General features: G+C 72.8%; 23 protein-coding genes and 1 pseudogene. 11 read left to right on the top strand and 13 right to left on the bottom strand.

Annotated features, from left to right (window positions below; all coding sequences use genetic code 11):
• Positions 1-16: 16 nt before the first annotated feature.
• Positions 17-859: an aminodeoxychorismate lyase gene (locus LZG04_RS13270; protein WP_233816606.1), complete on the bottom strand. Its 843-nt coding sequence runs from the start codon at positions 857-859 to the stop codon at positions 17-19.
• 88 nt (positions 860-947) lie between these two features.
• Between LZG04_RS13270 and LZG04_RS13265 the strand changes: the two genes are divergently transcribed.
• The 5 genes from LZG04_RS13265 (at position 948) to LZG04_RS13245 (ending at position 5262) form a co-directional block, all read left to right on the top strand.
• Positions 948-1337, top strand: coding sequence for a transcriptional repressor (locus LZG04_RS13265; RefSeq protein ID WP_233816941.1), 390 nt, complete (start codon positions 948-950; stop codon positions 1335-1337).
• Positions 1334-2425 (top strand): folate-binding protein YgfZ, encoded by a 1092-nt coding sequence (locus LZG04_RS13260; RefSeq protein ID WP_233816604.1) that lies wholly within the window; start codon positions 1334-1336, stop codon positions 2423-2425. Before LZG04_RS13265 ends, LZG04_RS13260 begins: the two co-directional genes overlap by 4 nt.
• 103 nt (positions 2426-2528) lie before the next feature.
• Positions 2529-3377 carry a 3-keto-5-aminohexanoate cleavage protein gene (locus tag LZG04_RS13255; protein ID WP_233816602.1) on the top strand — a complete coding sequence of 283 codons (849 nt, stop codon included), beginning with the start codon at positions 2529-2531 and terminating at the stop codon, positions 3375-3377.
• A 60-nt stretch (positions 3378-3437) separates the two neighbouring features.
• Complete coding sequence (locus tag LZG04_RS13250) at positions 3438-4019, top strand: aerial mycelium formation protein (protein WP_233816600.1); 582 nt, start codon at positions 3438-3440, stop codon at positions 4017-4019.
• 46 nt (positions 4020-4065) lie between these two features.
• Complete coding sequence (locus LZG04_RS13245; protein ID WP_233816598.1) at positions 4066-5262, top strand: MFS transporter; 1197 nt, start codon at positions 4066-4068, stop codon at positions 5260-5262.
• Here LZG04_RS13245 and LZG04_RS13240 read toward each other — a convergent pair.
• On the bottom strand, positions 5215-6096 hold the full coding sequence (locus tag LZG04_RS13240) for a hypothetical protein (protein ID WP_233816596.1): 882 nt from the start codon (positions 6094-6096) through the stop codon (positions 5215-5217). The genes LZG04_RS13245 and LZG04_RS13240 overlap by 48 nt on opposite strands.
• A gap of 162 nt (positions 6097-6258) precedes the next feature.
• On the opposite strand from LZG04_RS13240, the gene LZG04_RS13235 reads away from it, so the two are divergent.
• The gene (locus LZG04_RS13235) at positions 6259-6444 is read left to right on the top strand and encodes a DUF3073 domain-containing protein (RefSeq protein ID WP_233816594.1); all 186 of its coding nucleotides are present in this window, start codon (positions 6259-6261) and stop codon (positions 6442-6444) included.
• A 71-nt stretch (positions 6445-6515) separates the two neighbouring features.
• Here LZG04_RS13235 and LZG04_RS13230 read toward each other — a convergent pair whose 3' ends face one another.
• Entirely contained in the window at positions 6516-7580 is a 1065-nt protein-coding gene (locus LZG04_RS13230) for an NADH:flavin oxidoreductase/NADH oxidase (RefSeq protein WP_233816592.1), read from the bottom strand.
• A gap of 144 nt (positions 7581-7724) precedes the next feature.
• On the opposite strand from LZG04_RS13230, the gene LZG04_RS13225 reads away from it, so the two are divergent.
• From LZG04_RS13225 to LZG04_RS13215, 3 genes are all read left to right on the top strand, one after another.
• Positions 7725-8609, top strand: coding sequence for a Crp/Fnr family transcriptional regulator (locus LZG04_RS13225; protein ID WP_233816590.1), 885 nt, complete (start codon positions 7725-7727; stop codon positions 8607-8609).
• A gap of 108 nt (positions 8610-8717) precedes the next feature.
• Positions 8718-9548, top strand: a complete 831-nt coding sequence (locus LZG04_RS13220) for a hypothetical protein (RefSeq protein WP_233816588.1) — start codon at positions 8718-8720, stop codon at positions 9546-9548.
• Positions 9549-9551: 3 nt separating this feature from the next.
• The gene (locus LZG04_RS13215; protein ID WP_233816586.1) at positions 9552-9716 is read left to right on the top strand and encodes a hypothetical protein; all 165 of its coding nucleotides are present in this window, start codon (positions 9552-9554) and stop codon (positions 9714-9716) included.
• A gap of 185 nt (positions 9717-9901) precedes the next feature.
• Here LZG04_RS13215 and iolD read toward each other — a convergent pair whose 3' ends face one another.
• The 9 genes and pseudogenes from iolD to LZG04_RS13170 form a co-directional block, all read right to left on the bottom strand.
• Positions 9902-11749 (bottom strand): 3D-(3,5/4)-trihydroxycyclohexane-1,2-dione acylhydrolase (decyclizing), encoded by a 1848-nt coding sequence (gene iolD / locus LZG04_RS13210; protein ID WP_233816584.1) that lies wholly within the window; start codon positions 11747-11749, stop codon positions 9902-9904.
• Positions 11746-12627, bottom strand: coding sequence for a 5-deoxy-glucuronate isomerase (gene iolB, locus LZG04_RS13205; RefSeq protein WP_233816582.1), 882 nt, complete (start codon positions 12625-12627; stop codon positions 11746-11748). The genes iolD and iolB overlap by 4 nt, the downstream gene beginning before the upstream one ends.
• Positions 12624-13601: an aldolase gene (locus LZG04_RS13200; RefSeq protein WP_374202821.1), complete on the bottom strand. Its 978-nt coding sequence runs from the start codon at positions 13599-13601 to the stop codon at positions 12624-12626. Before LZG04_RS13200 ends, iolB begins: the two co-directional genes overlap by 4 nt.
• Before the next feature lie 277 nt (positions 13602-13878).
• The gene (gene iolC, locus LZG04_RS13195) at positions 13879-14808 is read right to left on the bottom strand and encodes a 5-dehydro-2-deoxygluconokinase (RefSeq protein ID WP_233816578.1); all 930 of its coding nucleotides are present in this window, start codon (positions 14806-14808) and stop codon (positions 13879-13881) included.
• On the bottom strand, positions 14805-15593 hold the full coding sequence (locus tag LZG04_RS13190) for an ATP-binding cassette domain-containing protein (protein ID WP_233816576.1): 789 nt from the start codon (positions 15591-15593) through the stop codon (positions 14805-14807). The genes iolC and LZG04_RS13190 overlap by 4 nt, the downstream gene beginning before the upstream one ends.
• A complete protein-coding gene (locus LZG04_RS13185) occupies positions 15590-16636 on the bottom strand; it encodes an ABC transporter permease (RefSeq protein WP_233816574.1) in 1047 nt (348 codons plus the stop codon). Before LZG04_RS13185 ends, LZG04_RS13190 begins: the two co-directional genes overlap by 4 nt.
• An 11-nt stretch (positions 16637-16647) precedes the next feature.
• A complete protein-coding gene (locus LZG04_RS13180; RefSeq protein WP_233816572.1) occupies positions 16648-17634 on the bottom strand; it encodes a sugar ABC transporter substrate-binding protein in 987 nt (328 codons plus the stop codon).
• 23 nt (positions 17635-17657) lie between these two features.
• A complete protein-coding gene (locus tag LZG04_RS13175; RefSeq protein WP_233816570.1) occupies positions 17658-18518 on the bottom strand; it encodes a TIM barrel protein in 861 nt (286 codons plus the stop codon).
• Positions 18515-19546 (bottom strand): annotated as a pseudogene (locus LZG04_RS13170) (Gfo/Idh/MocA family oxidoreductase); the annotation flags it as partial. The gene LZG04_RS13175 and the pseudogene LZG04_RS13170, both read right to left, overlap by 4 nt.
• 101 nt (positions 19547-19647) lie before the next feature.
• On the opposite strand from LZG04_RS13170, the gene LZG04_RS13165 reads away from it, so the two are divergent.
• Positions 19648-20643, top strand: coding sequence for a LacI family DNA-binding transcriptional regulator (locus LZG04_RS13165; RefSeq protein ID WP_233816566.1), 996 nt, complete (start codon positions 19648-19650; stop codon positions 20641-20643).
• A gap of 91 nt (positions 20644-20734) precedes the next feature.
• On the top strand, positions 20735-20920 hold the full coding sequence (locus LZG04_RS42485) for a hypothetical protein (RefSeq protein WP_308199064.1): 186 nt from the start codon (positions 20735-20737) through the stop codon (positions 20918-20920).
• Here LZG04_RS42485 and LZG04_RS13155 read toward each other — a convergent pair.
• Positions 20917-22452 (bottom strand): tripartite tricarboxylate transporter permease, encoded by a 1536-nt coding sequence (locus LZG04_RS13155; protein ID WP_233816563.1) that lies wholly within the window; start codon positions 22450-22452, stop codon positions 20917-20919. The genes LZG04_RS42485 and LZG04_RS13155 overlap by 4 nt on opposite strands.
• Between the last annotated feature and the right edge of the window lies 1 nt (position 22453).

The raw sequence follows: 22453 nt of genomic DNA, 5'->3' as shown, positions 1-22453 counted from the left end.
GCCCGGGGCCACACCCCTAATACTCCGACTCGTACAGCTCGGCCAGCCGCGCGTGCAGCTCGGCGGCGTCGGGCAGCGCCTTGCCGTCCAACGTGTGCACGCGGGTGATCTTGCGGACGCTCGACACCAGGAACACGCCGTCCGCCGAGTACAGCTCCTCCACCGCCACCGGCCGCACCTCGACCGCCCAGCCCTCGCGTTCGGCGGCGCGGAACAGCGCGGCCTGCGTGGTGCCGGGCAGGATGCCCAGCTCGGCGGGCGGCGTGGTCAGGGTCCGGTCGCGCGCCATGATCAGCGTGGAGGTGGGGCCTTCCAGCACCGAGCCGGACGACGTGGTGAACACGACCTCCGCCGCGCCGCGCCGTTCCGCCTCGCGGAGCGCGGCCATGTTCACCGCGTACGACAGCGACTTGGCCCCGAGCAGCAGCCAGGGCGCGCGCTCCATCAGGCCCGGCTCGACACCGCGGTCCAGGGTGACGGCGGCGATGCCCTCGGCGCGCTGCGCCATCACCTTCGGCGAGATGTCCATGCCCAGCGCGAAGCCGGTCGGCGTGCCGTCACCGCCCTCGACGCCGCGCGTGTAGACGAGCTTGAGCGCGACCTCCGCGCCGCCCGTCCAGTTGTCCAGCACGAGATCGACGGCGCGCTCGAACGCCGCGCGGTCCGGTTCGGGCAGGTCGAGCATGGCCGCCGAGCGGGCCAGCCGGTCCAGGTGCGGACCGAGCTCCCGGGGCTTGCCGTCGACGACGAGGATGGTCTCGAAGACACCGTCGCCGCGCATCAGGCCGAGGTCGTCGACCCGGATCAGCGGGGCGTCGGGGTCGGCCAGCGTTCCGTCCAGCAGTGCGAGCACGCGCATACCGTGAGACTACTCACGGCCTACCATCGGTTTCGTGGACACCGCCAGCGCTCCGAAAGCCCTGCGCAAGACGCTGCACGAACGCGGCATGCGGATGACGCCCCAGCGCCAGCTCGTGCTGGACGCCGTGCGCGAGCTGGGCCACGCCACGCCGGAGCAGATCTGCCAGCGCGTCCAGGTCACCGCGCCCACGGTCAACATCACCACGGTCTACCGCACGCTCGACCTGCTCGACCGGCTCGGCCTGGTCCGGCACACCCACCTGGGGCACGGCGCGCCGAACTACTCGGTCGACGCCCACGAGCACGTGCACCTGGTGTGCCACCGGTGCGGGCGGGTCGACGAGGTGCCGTGCGAGCTGCTGTCCCCGCTGGGGGGAACACTGCGGGACGAGTACGGGTTCGAACTGGATGCGAGCCACCTCGCGCTGTCCGGCACGTGCCGCGAGTGCCTGAGCGCACCGAAGGAGTCCGAGTGAACTCACCGCTGTTGACCGCCCCCGGCGCCGTCGCGCCGTTCGAGGGGACGCCCGACCAGGGCGTGCCGTGGCACTTCGGCGACCCGTTCGCCGAGCAACGCTCGGCGGCCAGGTCGGCGGCGGTGTTCGACCGGTCGCACCGGGCCGTCATCGCGGTGCCCGGCGACGACCGGCTGACCTGGTTGCACTCGCTGACCAGCCAGCACTTCACCGCGCTCGGCGAGGGCGAGGGCACCGAGGCGTTGATCCTCGACGTGCAGGGCCGGGTCGAGCACCACGCCGCGGTGGCGAACGTCGGCGGTGTCGTCTACCTCGACACCGAGGCGTCGCGGGCGGGCGAGCTGCTGGCGTACCTGACCAAGATGGTGTTCTGGTCGAAGGTCGAGCCGCGTGACGCCACGGCCGAGCTGGCGGTGCTGACCGTCGTCGGCCCGGAGGTCGCGCGGGTGTTCGCCGAGCTGGACCTGCCGCTGCCCGACGCCCCGCACGGCGTGGTCGCGGTGGGTGGCGGCTTCGCCCGCCGCAGGACGTGGCCCGGCCCGGACGCGGTCGACCTGGTGGTCCCGCGCGGCGAGCTGGCCGACTGGTGGGCACGGCTCACCGGCGCGGGCGCGCGGCCGGCGGGCAGCTGGGCGTTCGAGGCCCTGCGGGTGGAGGCGCTGCGGCCCAGGCTGGGCGTGGACACCGACGAGAAGACCATCCCGCACGAGGTGAACTGGATCGGCTCGGCCGTGCACCTGGACAAGGGCTGCTACCGGGGCCAGGAGACGGTCTCGAAGGTGCACAACGTGGGCCGCCCGCCGCGCCGGATGCTGCTGCTGCACCTGGACGGGTCACGGGAGGTGCAGCCGGAGACCGGCGACCCGGTGCTGGTGGACGACCGCGTGGTCGGCCGGGTCGGCAGCGTGGCGCTGCACCACGAGCTGGGCACGATCGTGCTGGCGCTGGTCAAGCGGTCGGTGTCGCCGGAGACCGAGCTGCTGGTCGGCGCGGAGGACCGCCGGGTGCAGGCGAGCGTCGACCCCGACTCGGTGCCGCCGGACACCCCCGGGCTGGGCCGTGAGGCGGCGCGCAACCTCGGCCGCTGAGCGTCCGGACCGGAAAACCGGGCACCGCGCCTGCCTGCGGTTCCTCCGTTCGCCCACCCCGCTGAGTCGCTGGTCCGACCGGGTTCTGTGCCAGGATCACGGCATGTCCCGACCCGGATCCCACGGCACGCTGCTCACCGTCGCCCCCACCGGGGCCGAGCACGCGAAGGCCGACGTACCCCACCTGCCGGTCACCTTGGAGGAGCTGGTCAGCGCGGCGCAGGCGTGCGAGCAGGTCGGCGCCGCGATGGTGCACGTGCACATCCGCGGCGAGGACACCAGGCCGACGCTGGACCTCGGGCGGCTGAAGGAGACGGTCGCCGCCCTGCGCGAGCGCACGAACCTGATCGTGCAGCTGTCCACGGGCGGCGCGGTGACCGACCCGGAGGCCGACCGGCTGCGGGTGCTCGACGCCCTGCCCGACTCGGCGTCCTGCACCATGGGCACGGTGAACTTCGGCGACGACGTGTTCCTGAACCGCTGGGAGTTCGTCGTGGCGTTGCACAAGGGGATGCAGGAGCGGGGCATCGTCCCGGAGTACGAGATCTTCGACCTCGGCCAGTTGGCGTCGCTGCGGCGGCTGCTGGACCAGCACGGGCTGCCCGCGGGCGGCAAGGTGCACGTCGACCTGGTGATGGGCGTGCCGGGCGGCATGCCGGGTGACCCGGAGACGCTGGTGGCGGCGTTGCGGCTGCTGCCGGAGGGCGCGTCGTTCTCGGCGACGGGCATCGGGCGGACCACGCTGCCGGTGATGCTGACGGCGCTGGCCGCCGGCGGTCACCTGCGGGTCGGCATGGAAGACACCATCTCGTACGCCAAGGGCCAACCGGTCCGGGACAACGCGCAACTGGTCGCTCGCGCGGCGGGGCTGGCGAAGATCGCCCAGCGCCCGCCGCTGTCGCCCGCGGACGCGCGTGCCCTGCTGGGCGTGCGCAGTCCGGTACAGGTTTGAGACAACTTTGGAAGCAGGTTTGTGTTGGCGGGTGGACGCGAACTACCTCAGGATGAGTACGTGATCGAGGTGCGTCCTGGCGGACGCCGCCGTATCGACCGGGTGCTCGCCCCCGACTACACCGAGGGGGTCGAGCGGCTCCCGCTCGCCGAGGTGCGCGCGCTGCGCGACGAGGCGGCGCAGGAGGAGACCGACCTGTCGTACCTGCGGCGGCTGCTGCACGCGCGGATCGACATCGTGCGGGCCGAGCAGGAGCGGCGGACCTCGGGCGGTTCGGCGGTGGTCGACCAGTTGGCGACCATCCTCGCGTCGAACGCCGTCGGACCCGCGACGGGCCTCGGGCGCTACCAGACGCAGGAGCCGTCCCGGGCGGAAGCGCACCGGCGGCACGTCGAGGCGCTGGTCTCCGACGTGGACCTGTCGGACGTCAGCGCGCTCTCGGACGACAAGCTGGACCTGGCGCTGCGGGTGTTCGTCGGCGAGGAGGCCTCGGTCTCGTCCCGGCGGCGGGAGGTGCAGGCCGTGGTCGACCTGCTCAACGCCGAGATCGCCGGGCGGTACCAGAGCGGCAGCGCCTCGGTGGACGAGCTGCTGGCCGCCGAGCGGGGCTGGCCCGCGAACCCCGGGCGTTCCAAGGAATAGGATCACACTCCCGCCATCTGGACCTGCCGCCTAACGTGGCCGGTTGATGGCACAGCAACGTTCGACTTCGCCCCGCTACCGCTGGGTGGTGCTCGCGGTCGGCGCGGTCGCGCAGGGCACGAACGCCGCGGTGTTCCTCGGGCTGCCCGCGATCACGCCCCAGTTGCGCGAGCACTTCGGGCTGTCGTTGCCGCAGGTCGGGATGCTGCTCGGCGCGGTCAACCTGGGCACCATGCTGACCCTGGTGCTGTGGGGCGCGGCGGCCGACCGGCACGGCGAGCGGCTGGTCATGGCCATCGGCGGCTTCGGCGCGGCCGGGTGCCTGGCGCTGGCGGCGTTCGACGGGCCCGTGGTGGCCGGGTTGGCGCTGGTCGGCGTGGGGCTGTTCGGCGCGAGCGTGAACGCGGCCAGCGGCCGGGCGGTGCTGACCTGGTTCCCCGCGCAGCGGCGCGGCCTGGCCATGGGCATCCGGCAGACCGCCACCCCGCTCGGCGCGGCACTGGCCGCCGCGGTGCTGCCGGTGATCGCCCTGCACGCCGGCGTGCCGGTGTCGTTCCTGGTGCTCGCGGGTGGCACGGCGGTCGTGGCGGTGGCCGTGGCGCTGTGGGTGCGGGAGCCGCCGTGGGCGGTGCGGTCCGGCCAGGGCCGGCACGGCGTGGTGCTCAAGGACCCGGACCTGATCCGGCTCAGCACGGCCAGCGGGCTGCTGGTCGTGCCGCAGTTCACCGCCGCCGCGCTCATGGTCGAGCTGCTGCACGACCACCGCGGCGTGGCCGCGGGGCTGGCCGCCGGGTTGTTCGCCGTCGCCCAGGTCAGCGGCGGTGTTGGCCGGCTGGTGGTGGGCATCTGGTCGGACCGGTCGGCCACCCGGGTCGGGCCGTTGAAGGTGCTCAGCGTGCTGATCGCGGTCGGGTTCGTGCTGTGCGCGGTCTTCGACCAGGCCCCTGTGTGGGTGTTGTGCGTGGTGCTCGTGCCCACGGCGGCCCTGGCGCTGTGCTGGAACGGGGTGGCGATCACGGCCGCGGGCGAGCTGGCGCCGCCCGGGCGGGTCGGGATCGCGCTGGGCATGCAGAACAGCGCCAACTACCTCAGCGCCACCATCACGCCGCCGTTGGCCGGCCTGGTCGCGGTGGGCGTCGGGTGGCCCGCCGCCCTGCTGCTGGCCGCGGCGGCGGCCGTGGGCGCCCGCGTGCTGCTAGCCGTGCCGTTCGCGGCGCGCCAGCTCGCCCCAGAACTCCCGTAGCCGCTCGTACCGGAGGGCGACCTCCTCGGCGTCACCGGTCTCCAGGGCGTCGACGATCGCGTTCACGTCCGCCGCCGAGCTGTCCTCCAGCAGGTCCTGGTCGTCGATGAGCTGCACCAGGCCGCCGTAGTCGAGCTCGACGGCCGAGTCCGGCGCGAAGTGGTCGAGCCAGCGGCCGGTGTCGGCCAGCACCTTGGCCGGGCCCGCCTCGCCCAGCGAGCCCGACACCACCCGGTGGGCCCTGGCCACCCGCGCCCGTGCGTCCGCCATGGACACCCGCCACGACACCTGGCGCTCCGGGTCGTCCCGCGGCGCCAGGACGACCCGCCGCGCCTCCGGCTCGACCAGCGCGAACCAGGGCAGCGGCACGGTCCAGGTGGTCGAGATGACGTGCACCGCGCCGGCGGTCAGCTCGGCCATCACCGCCGACGCCCGCGACCGGATCGTCTCCGGCTCGACCGGCACGGCCTCCTCGCGCAACGGGCCGGTGGCCGTGGCCAGGAAGCCGACCAGGGCGGCGGCCGACCGGGCGCGCAGGTCGAGCGGGCAGACCAGGGGACCGGGGCCGACCTCCCCCGGCACCTCGGCGGGGCTGATGGTCATCACGTCGAACGGCGCGTCGGGCGCGACGCTGCCGTCCGACCGCTCACCGGGCAGGAGGCGACGCGGCCGGGCCAGCTGTGATCGCAACCACAGCTCCCGTTCGCGCGCGCCGACGTCCGCACGGCTCAACGCCCCGTTTTCCAGGGCTTTTCGCACCTGATCGGCCAACGGTGCGTCAAGAGCCGACAGCGGTTCGTACACCCTGAGGTAGGCGACGAACGGTCGAGGCACCCGCGCATCCTCCCACGGTGAGATTTGGCGGTACGTGTCACGCCTACCGCGTCGCGGGGAACCCCTTCGACACGGTACGGTAGTTACCAGGAACTAGTTGTCGAGACGAGTGGGGCCGCCGTTCCCCCGGCCGCCCCCGTCCCTGTGCGAGGGGGTCGAGCCATGGGGCGCGGCCGAGCGAAGGCCAAGCAGACCAAGGTGGCGCGGGAGCTCAAATACAGCTCTCACAACATCGACGTCGACGCCTTGCAACGCGAGCTGTCCGGCGGCGAGTCCGCTGCTGGTCGCCGGAGCGAAGAACGCTTCGACGACCCGTCGGACGACGAATACGACGACTACCGTCGCTGACACACCACACCCGCTGCTGAGGTTGGGCTGCCGGTTGTCCAGACCGGCAGCCCAACCTTTGCAGCGGGCCCCTACAACGCCCTGGCGTACTGCCTCGGCGGGTTGACCTGCACCCCCAGTTGCTGTGCCGCGTGCAACGGCCAGTACGGGTCGCGCAGGAGCTCCCGGCCGAGCAGCACCAGGTCGGCCGAGCCATCGGCGAGGACCTGCTCGGCCTGCCGGGCGTCGGTGATCAAGCCGACGGCCGCGGTGGGCACGTCGGCCTTGCGCCGGACGGCCTCGGCGAACGGCACCTGGTAGCCGGGGCCGGTCGGGATGTCCGCCGTGGGCGTGTTGCCACCGGTGGACACGTCGACCAGGTCGGCGCCCAGGGCCGCGAGGTCGCGTGCCAGCTCGACGCTGTCCTCCGCGGTCCAGCCGCCCTCGACCCAGTCGGTGGCGGAGATGCGCACGAACACCGGCACGTCCTCGCCCACGGCTTCCCGGACGGCGGCGGTGACCTCGCGCGTGAGCCGGGTGCGGTTCTCCAGGGAGCCGCCGTAGGCGTCGGTGCGGTGGTTGCTCAGCGGCGACAGGAACTCGTGCAGGAGGTAGCCGTGGGCGGCGTGCACCTCGACGACCCGGAAGCCGGCCGCCAGCGCGCGCTTCGCCGCCGCGGCGAAGTCGGCGACCACCCGCGCGATGCCGTCGGCGTCCAGTTCGGCCGGCGTGCGGTAGGTCTCGTGGAACGGCACGGCGCTGGGCGCGACGGGCGTCCACCCGCCGTCGGCGTCGGCGACCCCGCCGCGACGCGACGCGAACGGCGCGTAGGTCGAGGCCTTGCGCCCCGCGTGGGCGAGCTGCACGCCGGCGACCGCGCCGTGCGCGTGGATGAAGTCCACGACGCGCCGCCACGACTCGACGTGCGCGTCGTCCCACAGCCCGGTGTCCTCGGGCGAGATGCGACCGACCGCCTGCACCGCGGTCGCCTCGGTGAACACCAGTCCCGCGCCACCGACCGCGCGCGAGCCGAGGTGCACGAGGTGCCACTCGTTCGGGTGGCCGTCCTGGGCGGAGTACTGGCACATCGGGCTGACGGCGATGCGGTTGGGCAGCGTGACGGCGCGGAGTGTCAAGGGGCTGAACAGCTGGCTCACGAGTGGCTCCTGGAACGTTCCGGTATGGCAACGGCCTCTGGGCGCGTCACCTCGTCCAAGGTCGCCGCGCGGGCCCTTGTTCCCCGGTGTGGCGCCCGTCCCACCTCCGCGAGCTGCGCAATTCCATTCGATTCGGTATTGCGCGTGCATTCGCACGTGATCTTCAATGGGAGGTCGGCGGCAAAACGCCGAACAAGAGGCCGCCAGTTACCCCCATTCGGGTGTACTGTCCGCAGCACGTTCGGGGAGACCATCACTTGCCGTCCGACGCAGGTCGGCCCATTGGAAGTTCCCGCCGGTCACGACAGTAACAGGATCCACATGCTGCCCATGCCGACCACGATGACACCGGATCCAGGGTGGCCCAGCAACAGCCTCCTGGGTCGCCTCCGAGACAACACCCGACAAGAGCTGTTGAACATCGGCACGGTCGTGCGGTACACGGCCGACCGCGAGGTCATCGAGCAAGACGCGAAGGACACTCACGTCCTTCTGCTGCTCGACGGCGTGGTCAAGGTGCAGACCACGGACGAGACGGGTGACACGGCACTGCTCGCGATCAGGGTCGCGGGCGACCTGGTGGGCGAGATGGCGGCGCTGGACCAGAAGCCGCGCTCGGCCACGGTCGTCACGTGCGGCGACGTGGTCGCCAAGCTCATCACCAGCGGCGAGCTGATGAGCTTCCTGCACCGGCGCAACGACGTGTTCGTCGAATTGATCGGGATGATCAACGACCGGCTGCGCTGGGCGAACCAGCGCCGGCGGGATTTCCTGTCCCACCCGGCCGCCGAACGCGTGGCCCGGGTGCTGGCCGAATTGGTGCAGACCTACGGGCGCGAAGAGGCCCACGGCTGGACGTTGGGAATTCCGCTGACGAAGGTGGAACTCGCCTCCATCGCCGGGATGAAGCCCCGAACGGCCGAGAAGGCGTTCTCCGATCTGCGAAAAGCGGGGGTGGTGGTGAGTCACCTGAGGCGCGACGTGCTGGTGCCGGACCTGGCCGGGCTGCGCAAATTCGCGGGCTTCTGACGCGAGACCGCATTTCTGCGGTATTCCCGCCGATGCAGTAGTCCACAGTGACTCTGCGGAGTCGTGTGGTCCGCAGTGCGTCAGCAACCCCGTCGAAAGGCTTGGCCGATGAGCTTCCAGCGCAGCCTGCTGGTGTGTTGTGACCTGAAGAGCTACGGGTCGGCGGACGACCTGCTCCAGCACGAGCTCCAGGAGCTGCTGGTGCGCAGCCTGGACCGGGCGGGCGAGGCCGCGGGCCTGGACCGGGCGTCGTGGCGGCGGCAGGCCAAGGGCGACGAGGAGTGGGCCGTGCTGCCCGCCTCGACGCCGGAGGGCGACGTCGTGGACCGGTACGTGCGCGCGCTGGACGCCGAGCTGGCCAAGACCAACCGCTACCGGGTGCCGGAGGCCAAGCTGCGGATGCGCATGGCGATCCACTTCGGCACCACGGTCGAGGGCGCGAACGGCTACCCCGGGCAGGACGCCGTGCTGGTCAGCAGGCTGCTCAACAGCGAGCCGCCGCACGCGGCGCTGGAGCAGTCACCCACCTCGGACCTCGTCGTGGTGCTGTCGGACACGCTGTTCACGTCGCTGGTCGCGGCCCGGTACACCACCCTGCGGCCGGAGGAGTTCCGGCGCGTGGACGTGCACGTGAAGGACTTCCGCGGCCACGGGTGGATGTGGCTGCCCAGCGGTGACGTGCACTCGCTCGTGCTCGACGGCGCCGGCCCCGCCGAGGCCGGCGCACCGGTCGTCGCGGAGCCGGTCTCGCCCGTGGTCGCGCCGACCTCGGTGCACCAGAACGCGGTCGCCACGGGCGGGTCGACGGTGGTCCAGGCCGGCCGTGACGCGCGGGTGCCCACCCAGACGGCCGACGTGATCCAGAACTTCGACCGCAACGACCAGCGGGGCTCGCACTTCGGCCCGGTCTACCGCCGGGACGACGACGAGAAGGCGTGACGGGTGCGCGAGGGCCGGCTGCTCGACGGGCCGGCGATGCTCGTGCTGGAGCAGCGCCGGTTCGAGGAGACGCGCGGCCTGTGCGACCGCGCGCTGGGCGCGCACCGCTCGACCGAGGACCGGCACGGTGAGGCGGTCGCCCTGAACACCTGGCCGACCTCGCCCTGACTTCACCGTCGCCGGGCGGCGCTACCTGGAGGCGTTGCGGATCTCCGAGCAGCTCGCCGAGGCGCGTCGTGGGCATGGTGGAAAAGGCGCGCGAACACCGGACCGAGGCGCGGGACGTGTTCCGGGCGTTCGGTGATTCGCCAGTCCGCGAGCCACGTCGAGCGGTGGCTCGCGGAACTCGGCGGTCACAGGTAGCGAATTTGTTTCGCTTTACCGGCGGCGGCTTCGTCGTGGGCGGCGGTGATTTCCGGTCGGTGCGCCACTTCCGGCACGCCGACCTCCCACCACGCGCCCGCATCGGTCCACGCCGACGGGTGAGTGCGAATCACCACCACGGCCGGGCGGTGTTCGGCCTTCACGACTTCCCGGGCCCGGCGGTAGGCGGCACGCAGGCCGTCCAGGTCGTCCACCGGGAACGCGGCGCAGCCCATCGCGGCGGCGTGCGCGGCGAAGTCGGTGCGCGGCGGCCGGGCGTGCGCCGAGCGGACGTCGTCGTAGAGGTTGTTGAACGCCGCGCCGCCCTGCCCGGTTTGCAGCCGGTGGATCACCGCGTACCCGTCGTTGTCGCACACGACCGCCACGAAACCGTGCCCGGCGAACGCCGCCGAGAACAGCTCCGAGTTCAGCATCAGGTACGAGCCGTCACCCAGCAGCGTGGTCACCACGCCGTCCGGTCGGGCGATCGCCGCGCCCCACGCACCGGCCAGCTCGTAGCCCATGCACGAGAAGCCGTACTCGACGTCCATCGTCGCCTCGCCGACCGCGCGCCAGCCGCCGATCAGCTCGCCGGGCAGGCCGCCGGACGCGGTCAGCACGTAGTCCTCCGGCGTGGACTCCTCGTTCACCACGCCCACCACCTGCGCGTACGTCGGCGTGCCGCCGGGCGCGCGCAGGCCGTCGACGTGCGCGTCCCACTTGCCGCGCTCCTCGGCCGCCCGCGCGGCCCAGGCCGGGTCGGCCCGCCAGTCGCCCAGCGCGTCGGTCAGCTCGCGCAGGCCCTCGTCGGCGTCGGCGACCAGGGCGAGCGCGCCGTGCTTCACCGCGTCGAACCGGGCGGTGTTGAGGGCGACGACCCGGACGTCCGGCGCGAACACCGTCCACGAGGCGGTGGTGAAGTCCTGCAGGCGCGTGCCGACGGCCAGGACCACGTCCGCCCGCGCGGCCAGGGCGTTGGCCGAGGTCGAACCGGTGATGCCGAGCGGCCCGGCGTGCAGGGGGTGCTCGTGCGGGACCTCGGTGCGGCCGGCGGTCGTCTCGGTGATCGGGACGGCGTGCTGCTCGGCGAAGCGGACCGCGCGGCCGGCGGCGCGGGAGTAGCGGACGCCGCCGCCCAGGACGAGCAGCGGTCGGCGTGCGGCCCGCAGCGCCGTGACGGCGTCGGCGAGGGCCCGGGTGTCCGGGCGGGGGCGTTGCGGGCGGTGGACGACCGGGGTGAACAGCGCGTCCGGGAAGTCGAACGACTCGGCCTGCACGTCCTGCGGCAGGGCGAGCACGACCGGGCCGCAGTCGGCCGGGTCGGTCAGCACGCGGCCCACCTGCGGGAGGGTGTTGAGCAGCTGCTCGGGGCGCGTGACGCGGTCGAAGTAGCGGCTGACCGGGCGGAACGCGTCGTTGGCGGTGGTCGTCGGGTCGCCGAAGTGCTCGACCTGCTGGAGCACCGGGTCGGGGGCGCGGCTGGTGAACGTGTCGCCGGGGAGCAGCAGCAACGGCAGGCGGTTGGCGTGGGCGACGCCGGCGGCGGTGACCATGTTCAGCGCGCCCGGCCCGATCGAGGACGTGGCGACGCCGACCTGCCGGCGGTGGGTGGCCTTGGCGATGCCGACCGCGGCCAGGGCCATGCCCTGCTCGTTGTGGCCGCGCCAGACGGGCAGTTCCGACTTGGCCTCCTCCAGGGCGTTGCCGAGGGCCAGGACGTTGCCGTGGCCGAAGATCGCGAAGACGCCCGGGAAGAGCGGGGCCCGTCGGCCGTCGGGGAGCTCGGTGCGTTGCGCGGTGAGCCAGCGGACGAGGGCTTGCGCGGTCGTGAGCCTCATTCCACCCGTCCTTCGGCGGTCGTGACGGGGCAGCGGGGGTCGGGGGTCTGGCTCGCCCAGGTGTCGCGGACCCAGGTGTGGGCGGGGTCGTCGCAGAACTCCAGGGAGCGCTGCGGGTTCGGGCCCGCCAGGACGTTCAGGTAGTACATCGGGTAGCCGGGGGCGGCGACGCAGGGGCCGTGGTAGCCGCGGGGGATGAGGAAGACGTCGCCGTCGCGGACGACCACGTTCTCGTCCAGGTCGCCGTCGTCGGTGTAGGTGCGGTGGAAGCCGAAGCCCTCACGCGATGGGGTGATCTTGTCGCGGCCGGCGATGCGGAAGTAGTAGATCTCCTCGTTGACGACGTCGCAGGTGTGGTCGTGCTTGTGCGGCGGGTAGGACGACCAGTTGCCGTCCGGGGTGATCAGCTCGCAGGCGATCAGCTTGTCGGCGTGGTCCCAGGCGCCGGGGACGCCGAAGTTGGTGACCTGGCGGGTGGCGTTGCCCGCGCCCCTGACCTCGACCGGGACGTCCTCGGCCGGGCCGTACTTCGGTTCCAGCCTGCGGTGGCAGCGCGCCATGGGGAGGGCGACCTCTACGCCGTCCTTTGTGGACAGTCTCACTTCGGCGTCGCGTGGGACGTAGGCGAAGTCCGAGACCCGGGTGAAGACGGAGTCCCGGCCGGTGATCTCGAACCGCTGATCGTCGACCTCGACCACGCAGCCGCCGGACAGCGGGAGCACGAACGCTTCGCAGTCACCGGTCTCGATCGTGACCACACCACCGGGGTGCAACAGCAGCACCCGCAACCCTGCGTGATCCCATCCGGCGGCCTGGGGCGTGAGCTCGACCGCGTTCTCCCCCACCGCCAACGTGCCGAGCGGCCGATGCAGACTCATCCCGCCACACCCTCTCCGGCTTCGTCCCACGCCCCACCGGCACCGACATCGGCTCCGGCTCGGTCACCCTCACCTGATCGAGCGAATTCGCGCGCCGACCTCAGCACCCTCGCCGCCGCGTCGACCGCCGCCGCCACGTCACCGTCCGGCGGGTAGAGCAGCGCCCGCCCGATGACCAATCCGCGCACGTTCGGGTGACGCAACGACCGCCCCCACGACTCCAAGTCATCACTGAGCCGCGCGGAAGGCACACCGCCGAGCACGAGCGCCGGCAACGTCGTCGCACCAAGCACCTCATCGGGTGACGGCGGCAGCTTCAACCAGGTGAACGCCGACGTCACCCCCAACCCGGCCGCCACACTCCCGGCCCGCGCCAACGCCGCCGCGTCCTTCTGCAACACCAACTCGCCGCCGGCGTCACGCGCGTACGGCAACGGCTCGACCATCGCCATCAACCCGCGCTCCGCCAACGCCGACACCGCCGCCGCGCAGCTCTCCAACGTCGGCACCGTGCCCGGATCCGAGTCCACCAGGCGCAGCAACATCTTCCCGCCGTCCAACCCGTTGCCCGCGATCGCCGTGGGGTCGTACGCGGTGAACCGGTCGTCGATCTCCCAATCCGCCCCGGCCAGCCCGCCGCGGTTCATCGAGCCGATGACCACCTTGTCGTGCAGGCCGTCGAGCAGCAGCAGTTCCTCGATCACGTCCGGGGTGCCGAGCACCCCGTCCACGGCCGGGTTCGCCAGCGCGGTGAGCAACCGGTCCAGCAGCGAGCGGCGGTCGGCCATGGCCAACGGGTCGCCGCCGACGCCGAGCGCCCCGCGCGCCGGGTGGTCGGCCGCCACCAGGAACAGCGTCCCCCGCTCCGACAACCACTGCGTCCGCCGCCGTCGTGCCTGGTAGGCGCGGCGGATGGCGGCCGGGTCGGTCGCCCTGGCGTCCAGCAGCGCCGTCCACTGCGCGTCGCTGATCACCGCGCACCTCCTGCCGGCGACATCGCCCAGGCCGGCGACGTCACCCAAGCCGGAGGCGTCACCCAAGCCGGAGGCGGTGCCGTTGGTGCTGAGGTCGAGGGTGCGGTCGCTGGTGGGTGTGGCGGGTGGTTGTCGGGCGCTCGGTCTCGTTTTAACCGAGGGGCGGTAACGGTGTTTCCGTACAGTTTCGGGTGTGGTTCGCCCAATCGTGTTGCCGGGTCGGTTCGGTCGGGGTGATCTTGGCACGAGGTCGGCCGGGCCGCCTGTCGACGTGTTCTCACAGGTGGGCCTCGATCTCCGACTCGGTCGGCATGGCGTCGGCGCAGGCCAGGCGGCCGGCGACCAGGGCACCGGCGACGTTGGCGTAGCGGGCGATCCGGTCCGGTGGCCAGCCCGACAGCAGGCCGTGGGCCAAGGCGCCGCCGAACGCGTCACCCGCACCGAGGCCGCAGACGACGTCCACCGGGTGCGGTGGGGTGGTCCAGGAGCCCGCGGTGGTCGCGAACAGCACGCCGTCCGCGCCCTTCTTCACCACGGCCAGGTCGACGCCGCGGGACAGCAGGCGGGCGGCGGCCTCGTCCGGGTCGGCGGTGCCCACGGCGACCTCCACCTCGGCCCGGTTGCCCACGGCGACCGTGACGTGGTCGAGCATCCAGTCGATCTCGCGGTGGGCGGTGGCGACGTCGGGCCAGAACATCGGGCGGTGGTCGAGGTCCAGGACGGTGTGGGTGCGGCGGGAGCGGTGGTGGAGGATTCGGCGTTGGGTTTCCCGGGCCGGTGAGGCCGAGACGCCCGTTCCGGTCACCCAGAGCAGGGGCACGTCGGCCACCAGGTCCCACGGCACGTCCTCCGGCGTCAGCGACAGGTCCGGGGCGAGCGGTGAGCGGTAGAACAGCAGCGGTGGGTCCTCGGGTGGGTCCAGGGCACAGAAGACGACCGGGGTTTGCAGGTCGGGCGCGGTGCCCACGTACTCCGACGACACGCCGAAGGACTCCAGCGCGGAGCGGACGTAAGGGCCGAAGCCGTCCGGCCCCACCTTGGTCAGCACCGCAGCCGAACGGCCCAGCCGCGCCGCCGCCACGGCCACGTTCGTCGCCGTGCCGCCGAGCGACTTGGCGAACGTCCGCACCTGCGCCAACGGCACGCCGCTCTGCTCCGGGTACAGGTCCACCCCGACCCGGCCCACGGTCAGCACCTCGACGGTCATCGGTCCACCCCGCGCAGCTCGTGCGCCAACGCCTCCAGTTCCGCCCCGCCGGCCATCTGCCTGGTCAGCTCCTCCAGCCCGATCTCCGACTTCTCGTGCGCGCCCAGCGCACGGCCCCGCTTGAGCAGCAGGAACCGGTCGCCCACGGGGTAGGCGTGGTGCGGGTTGTGGGTGATCAGCACGACGCCGAGGCCGCGGTCACGGGCCCGGGCCACGTGCTTGAGCACCACGCCCGCCTGCTTGACGCCCAGCGCGGCCGTCGGCTCGTCCAGGATCAGCACCCTCGCCCCGAAGTGCACGGCCCGCGCGATCGCCACGCACTGCCGCTCGCCACCGGACAGGGTGCCCACGGGCTGCTCCACGTCCCGCAGGTCGATGCCCATCTCGGCCAACGCCGTCCGCGTCACGTCCCGGGCGCGCCGCCGGTCGAGGAACCCGAGCCGGGTGGTCGGCTCCGACCCGAGGAAGAAGTTGCGCCACACGCTCATCAGCGGCACGACGGCCAGGTCCTGGTAGACGGTGGCGATGCCCCGGTCGAGGGCTTCGCGCGGTGACGAGAAGCTCACGGGTGAGCCGTCGACCAGGAGTTCGCCGGAGTCGTGCCGGTGCACGCCCGCCAGGATTTTGATCAACGTCGACTTGCCCGCGCCGTTGTCGCCGAGCACGCACGTGACCTCGCCCGCGTGCACGGCGGTCGTGACGTCCCGCAGGGCGATCACGCTGCCGTACGTCTTGCCGATCCCGCGCACCTCCAGCAGTGCCCGTCCGCCGTCCGGCCGGTTCATCGCCGCACCCTCTCCGCCCGCCGCCGCAGGGCGTTGTTGACCAGCACGGCGGCCAGCAGCATCACGCCGAGGAACAGCTGGAACCAGTCGGAGTTCCAGTTCGCGTAGACGATGCCCTGCCGGGCCATGCCGAAGATCAGCGCGCCGATCGCCGCGCCGACGGCCGAGCCGAACCCGCCGGTGAGCAGGCAGCCGCCGATGACCGCGGCGATGATGAACTGGAACTCCAGGCCGATGCCCTGGTTGGCCTGGACGCTGGTGAACCGCAGGATGTTGATCGAGCCGACCAGCCAGGCCGCGCCGGCCGTGGTCATGAACAGCAGCACCTTGGTCCGCGTCACGGGCACGCCGACCGCCCGTGACGACAGCGGCGACCCGCCGACGGCGAAGATCCAGTTGCCGAACCGGGTGCGCAGCAGCACGACCGCCGCGACGGCCGTGCACAGCACCCACCACAGGATGGACACGTAGAACGCCGTCCCGCCCAGCGTGAACGTCGACGCGAACAGGAACCCGGCCGACGAGTAGCCGTCGGCGGAACGCATCCCGGACACCTGCACGGTCCCGGTCACCAGCCGCGTGATGCCGAGGTTGAGGCCCTGCAACGCCAGGAACGTCCCCAGCGTCACGATGAAGCTGGGCAGCCCGGTGCGCGTCACCAGCCACCCGTTCAGCGCGCCGACCGCGAGCGCGAACGCCAGCGAGGCGAGCAGCGCGAGCCACACGTTCCAGCCGAGGCGGGTCGCGAGGATCGCGGTGACGAGCGCGGTGGAGGCGGTCATCACGCCGGCGGACAGGTCGAACTCGCCACCGATCATGAGCAGCGCGACGGCGACGGCCATGATGCCGAGCGTGGACGCGTCGTCCAGCCAGGTCGCGACCCCGCCGGTGCTGAGGAACCGCTCGGTCGCGACCGAGAAGAACGCGAAGACCAGCAGGGCGCCGAGCAGCGCGCCGATCTCGGGTCGCAGCACCAGCCGGTCGAGCGGCCGGGGCGGGCCGACCCGCTCGTCCGGCGGGTCCGATACCGCGGTCGAAGTCACCGGGGTCCTCCTCAGCGGGTGCCGCGTTCGGCGTACTCGGCGACCTTGTCGACGTTGGACTCGTCGACGAAGCCCGGTCCGGTGAGGACGGGCTTGCCGCCGCCGACGGTGTTGGCGTTGTCGCGGTAGAGCTTGAGCATCACGATCGGCAGGTAGCCCTGCTCGTACTGCTGCTGGTCGACGGCGAACAGCACGTCTCCGGCCTTGATGGCGGCGGTGACGTCGGCGTTGAGGTCGAAGGTGGCCACGGCGGCCTTGGCGGACGCGCCCTTGACCGCGTTCACCGAGGACACCGCGACCTGCGGGTTCAGCGCGAGCACCGCGTCGACGGACGGGTCGGTCTGCAACGCGCCCTTGATCCGGGACTCGACGTCGGTGGGGTTGTTGATGTCGACCTGGAGGTTGGTGACCGTGCCGCCGAACCCGGTTCGCGCGCCGTCGCAGCGCTGGTTGAGGCCGACGTTGCCGGCTTCGTGGATGACGCACAGCAGCTTGGTCTTGCCCGCTTGCCCCAGCTTCTGCCCGGCCTGTTCGCCGGCGACGCTCTCCTCCTGGCCGACGTGCGCGAGCGCGCCGAAGGAGGCGCTCTTGTCGGAGCCGGAGTTGATGGTGATGACGGGGATGCCGGCCTTGACCGCGTTCTCGATCGAGGTCTTCAGGGCGTCCGGGTTGGCCATCGAGACCACGATCCCGCCGACCTCCTGCGACACCGCGTTGTCGATCAGGGTCGCTTGGCGGCCGGGGTCGCCGTCGGAGTTGTAGTCGACCGTGACGCCGAGCTGCTCACCCGCGGCGGTGGCGCCGTTCTTCACCACGTTCCAGAACGCGTCGCCCGCCGTGCCGTGGGTGACGACGGCGACGCGCAGGTCACCGGTCGGGGTCTGGGCCGCGCCGGTGCTCGTGGTGGTGTTGTCGGCGGCCGGGCCGCTGCACGCGGCCAGCAGCGCGAGCCCGGCCAGGGCCAGGCCCGCGCGCGGGACCGGTCGAGTGGACGTCATCGTCTCTCCTCGCTCCAGGGGAATCAGGCGGTGATCCGGGTGAGGTGCGCGAGGCTGCGCGCGGTGTCCCGCACCGGGGTGTCGAGCGGGCTGCCGTCGCCGAGCGCGGTGTCCTGCTCCAGGACGTACCAGCCGGTGTAGCCGGCGTCCCGCAGGGATGCCACCAGCGCCGTCACGTCCACGTCGCCGTCGCCGAGCGGCACGTACATCCGCTGCTTGACGGCGTCCGCGTAGCCGATCCGACCGTCGCGGACGGTGGCCGCGATGTCGGCGCGCACGTCCTTGAGGTGCACGTGGCCGATCCGCCCGGGGTGGCGGCGGGCCAGGTCGACGGGGTCGGTGCCGCCGATGAGCAGGTGGCCGGTGTCGAGGCAGAGGTCGAGGTCGGAGTCGGCGAGGAACCGCTCGACCTCGGCGGTGCGCTCGACGTGCGTGCCGACGTGCGGGTGCAGGGTGGTGCGCAGGCCGTGGGCGGCGGCCCGGTCGCGGACGAGCGCGGCGGTGGCGACGAGGGTGCGCCACTCGTCGTCGGTGAGCGCGGGGCGTTCGTCGTAGCCGTCGAGGCCGGTGGCGGCGGCGAGCACGAGGACTTCCGCGCCCGCGGCGGCCAGCAGCGCGGCCACCCGGTCAGCCTCGTCCGCTGTGGACTGTGCGCCGGTGTGCAGCGGGACGGCCAGGAAGCCGCCGACGAGGGTGAGGCCGTGGTCGTCCAAGAGGGACTGCAACGCCGCCGGTTCGGCGGGCAGGTAGTCGGGCGGGCCGAGTTCGGTGGCCCGCAGCCCCGACGACGCCATCTGCGCGAGCACGGTGCCCGCGTCGAGGACCTTGCCCCAGCCCGGGACCTCGCACACACCCCAGGAGATGGGCGCACCGGCGACCTTCACGCGGCGACCTCCGTCCCGACGCGGACCGGAGCGCCCGAACGCCGCGACCGCTCGCACGCCTCGGCCAGCCGCAGGCTGGTCACGCTGTCCCGCGCGGGCGACGGGTTCGCCACCGCGCCGGCCACGACCTGCGTGAACACGGTGACCTCGGCCAGGTAGGCGCGGTGGAAGCGCTCCGGGAAGCCGGGGTAGGCGTCGGCGGCGGCCTTCGGGCCGTCGGGTTCCAGCGACGTCAGCGGGGTGCGCGGGTCGAGGCCGACGGCCAGGCTGTCGCGGCTGCCCAGCACCTCGATGCGGTGGTCGTAGCCGACCGGGTCGTGCCGACCGCCGGCCAGCACCGCGTGCGCGCCGCCCGCGAACCTCAGCATCACCACGGCGTTGTCGACGTCGTCGGCGTCGGCGAACGCCCGGTCCACCAGCACCGACCCGGAGGCGTAGACCTCCACCACCGGTTCGCCGACCAGCCACGGCACCGCGTCCAGGTCGTGGATGAGCAGGTCGCGGAAGATGCCGCCGGACTGCGGCAGGTAGGCGAGGTCCGGCGGCCGGGCGTCGTTGCCGAGCGCGCGGACGAGGTAGACGTCACCGACCTCGCCCGCGCGGACGCGCCGGTGCAGTTCGGACACCGCCGGGTCGAACCGGCGCTGGAACCCGACGAGCACCTCGACCCCGGACGCCTCCACGTCGGCCACCAACGCCCGCATCTCGTCCAGGTCGCTCGCGATCGGCTTCTCGCACAGGGTGGGCACGCCCGCCGCGAGGGCCGCGCGCAGCAACGCCGGGTGGGTGGTGGTGGGCGTGGCGAGCAGGACGCCGTCACTGGCGGTGAGCAACGTGTCGAGGTCGTCCACGCTCCTGGTGCCGGGCAGGAGGGCGGACGCCTGCGCCGCGCGGCCGGGCACGGGGTCGAACAGGAGCACCTCGTCGACCTCGGCGAGCGTGGCCAGGTTGGTGGCGTGCATGGTGCCGATCCGACCCACTCCGGCTACTCCGATGCGCATGCCGCAGGTCTCCGTCCTGGTAGAGGCGCTCCGGCGTTGGAGCGCTCTATTTGTTGGAGCGCTCTAAGGCTGTAGCGTCCGTCACACGGGTGTCAAGGGCGCGTTTCTCGTCGAAGGGGGGACACCGGGTGGCCAGACCGACGATGGACGACGTCGCGGCCCGCGCCGGCGTGTCCCGCGCGCTGGTGTCGCTCGTCATGCGGGGGTCACCGAAAGTGAGCGACCGCCGCCGGGCGGCCGTGCTGGAGGCGGCGGCGGAGCTGGGGTACTCGCCGCACGCGATGGCGCGCTCGCTGGCCAGCCGCACGTCGCACGTGCTCGGCGTGATGGTGTCCGACCTGCACAACGCGTTCTTCGCCGAGGTCGTGGACGGGCTCGACGCGGTGGCGGCCGAGCACGGCTTCGACCTGATCCTCAACACGGGCGGGCGCAGCGCGGCGCGGGAGCGGCGGGCGTTGCGGAGCCTGCTGTCGTTCCGGCCGGCGGGCCTGGCGCTGCTGTCGCCGGTGGTGCCCGCGGCGGACATCGGCCGCGCGGCGGAGCAGACGTCCGTGGTGCTGGTCGCGCGGTCGTCCCGACTGGCCACTGTGGACGCCGTGAACGACGACGGCGAGCGTGGCATCACGCTCGCCGTCGACCACCTGGTGTCGTTGGGGCACAAGCGGATCGCGCACCTCGACGGCGGTGGTGGCTCGCAGGCCGCGCCGCGGCGGCGCGGGTACCTGGCGGCGATGGCGGCCCACGGCCTCACGCCCCGGGTGGTGGCCAGCGAGTACACCGACGCGGCCGGCGCGCGTGCCGTGCGCGGGCTGTTGGGCGACCTGCCGACCGCGATCGTCGCGTGCAACGACTTCAACGCGGTCGGCGCGATCTCGGCGTTGGAGGAGGCCGGGTTGCGGGTGCCGCGGGACGTGTCGGTGGTCGGCTACGACAACACCTCGCTGGCCGCCTTGCGGCACGTCTCGCTGACCACGATCGACCAGCCCCGCCACGAGTTCGGCCGGCTGGCCGCCGAAGCGCTGCTGCAACGGGTGCGCGGCGAGCGGGTCGAGCCCGTGCGCCACCTGCTGCGCCCGTCGCTGGTGGTCCGCTCGACCACGGCCCCGCCGGTCAGGCCGGCTTGAGGCCCACCACGCCGAGCACGATCAACCCCAGGCACGCCGGCCGCAGCGGTGACGCCGGCGCTCCGGCGACCGCGCCGGCCTGGCCCACGCGTTGATCGACGCCTCGGAGCGCGAGTTCCAGGCCGCGTTCCTCACCGGTCCGCCCCCGTCGGCCCCGGCGCGCCGCCCGCCGACCGCGTCCGGGCGTTCCTGCACGCCCTGGTCCCACCGCGGCGCCGAGGCCGACCGGCTCAAGTCCGGCCTCGACGCCGTGCTGGACGGGCTGCTCGCGCGCTAGGCGTCCACCTTCGGTCGTTCCGGCTCCGGCGACGCCGCCTCGGCGGGCGGGGTCGGCCTGGCGATCAGGCGGCGGATCAGCGGCCAGCTCACCAAGACCACCACGATGCCGTAGACGACCAGCGCGAACGGCGTGTTGAACAGGCCCGTCAGGGAACCGTCGGACAGTTGCAGCGCACGGCGCATCTGCTGCTCCGCGGCCGGGCCGAGGATCACGCCGATGATCGCCGGCAGCACGGGCAGCCCGTAGCGCCGCATCACGAAGCCCAGCACGCCGATCACGAACATCACCAGCAGGTCGAACACGTCCGCGTTCACCGCGTACGCGCCCACGCTGGCGAAGAACAGGATCCCCGCGTACAGGTACGGCCGCGGGATGCGCAGCAGCTTCGCCCACACCGGCGCCAGCGGCAGGTTGAGCACCAGCAGCAGGCACAGGCCGATGAACAGCGACGCGATCAGGCCCCAGACCAGCGCCGACTCCCGCTCGAACAGCAGCGGACCCGGCTGGATGCCGTACTGCTGGAACGCCGCCAGCATCACCGCGGCCACCGCCGTGGTCGGCAGGCCCAGCGTCAGCATCGACACCAACGTGCCCGCGGCCGACGCGCTGGCCGTCGCCTCCGGCCCGGCCACGCCCTCGATCGCGCCCTTGCCGAACTCGTCGCGGTGGCGGGACAGCCGCTTCTCCGCCACGTACGACAGGAACGTCGGGATCTCCGCGCCACCCGCCGGGATCGCGCCGAACGGGAACCCGATCAGCGGGCCGCGCAGCCACGGCTTCCACGACCGCCGCAAGTCCTCGCGGCCCAGGAACGCCCGGCCGACCGGGATCGCCTCGGCGGGCTTGCGCCGCAGGTGCGCGGCCACCCACAACGACTCGCCGACCGCGAACAGCGCCACCGCGACCACGACCACGTCGATACCGTCGGCCAGGTGCAGGGAGCCGAACGTGAGCCGCTGCTGGCCGGTCATCTCGTCCAGCCCGACCAGGCCGATGGCCAACCCGATCAGCAGGGACGCGAAGCCGCGCACGCGGGACGCGCCGAGCACCGACGTGACCGCGATGAACGCCAGCACCATGATCGCGAAGAAGTCGGGCGCGCCGATGTCCACGGCGAACCCCGCCACCGTCGGCGCGAGCAGGACCAGCAGCGTCGTGCCGATCACGCCACCGACGAAGTGCCCGATCGCGGCCGCCGCAAGCGCTTGCGAACCGCGCCCCTTGCGGGCCATCGGGTTGCCGTCGATCGCCGCGACCACCGCCGCGCTCTCACCCGGCGTGTTGAGCAGGATGGACGTGGTCGAGCCGCCGAACATGCCGCCGTAGTAGATGCCCGCGAACATGATGAACGCGCCGGTCGGCTCCAGGCCGTAGGTGACGGGCAGCAGCAGCGCCACCGCCATCGCCGGGCCGATGCCCGGCAGCACGCCGATCGCCGTGCCCAGCAGCACGCCCAGCGCGGCCAGCGCCAGGTGCGTCGGCGTCAGCGCGGTCGCGAAGCCCTCGAGGAGGTTGTTGAACGAGTCCACG

This window comes from Saccharothrix sp. S26 (assembly GCF_021390395.1).
Lineage (GTDB): Bacteria > Actinomycetota > Actinomycetes > Mycobacteriales > Pseudonocardiaceae > Actinosynnema.
The sequence above is the reverse complement of the archived record's forward strand: the minus strand, read 5'-3'. Positions and strand labels throughout refer to the sequence as shown.

Coding starts and splice junctions, on each gene's coding strand:
- LZG04_RS13270 (WP_233816606.1), bottom strand. CDS start 859: ATGCGCGTGCTCGCACTGCTGGACGGAACGCTGGCCGACCCCGACGCC.
- LZG04_RS13265 (WP_233816941.1), top strand. CDS start 948: ATGCGGATGACGCCCCAGCGCCAGCTCGTGCTGGACGCCGTGCGCGAG.
- LZG04_RS13255 (WP_233816602.1), top strand. CDS start 2,529: ATGTCCCGACCCGGATCCCACGGCACGCTGCTCACCGTCGCCCCCACC.
- LZG04_RS13245 (WP_233816598.1), top strand. CDS start 4,066: ATGGCACAGCAACGTTCGACTTCGCCCCGCTACCGCTGGGTGGTGCTC.
- LZG04_RS13235 (WP_233816594.1), top strand. CDS start 6,259: ATGGGGCGCGGCCGAGCGAAGGCCAAGCAGACCAAGGTGGCGCGGGAG.
- LZG04_RS13220 (WP_233816588.1), top strand. CDS start 8,718: ATGAGCTTCCAGCGCAGCCTGCTGGTGTGTTGTGACCTGAAGAGCTAC.
- iolD (WP_233816584.1), bottom strand. CDS start 11,749: ATGAGGCTCACGACCGCGCAAGCCCTCGTCCGCTGGCTCACCGCGCAA.
- iolB (WP_233816582.1), bottom strand. CDS start 12,627: ATGAGTCTGCATCGGCCGCTCGGCACGTTGGCGGTGGGGGAGAACGCG.
- iolC (WP_233816578.1), bottom strand. CDS start 14,808: ATGACCGTCGAGGTGCTGACCGTGGGCCGGGTCGGGGTGGACCTGTAC.
- LZG04_RS13190 (WP_233816576.1), bottom strand. CDS start 15,593: ATGAACCGGCCGGACGGCGGACGGGCACTGCTGGAGGTGCGCGGGATC.
- LZG04_RS13180 (WP_233816572.1), bottom strand. CDS start 17,634: ATGACGTCCACTCGACCGGTCCCGCGCGCGGGCCTGGCCCTGGCCGGG.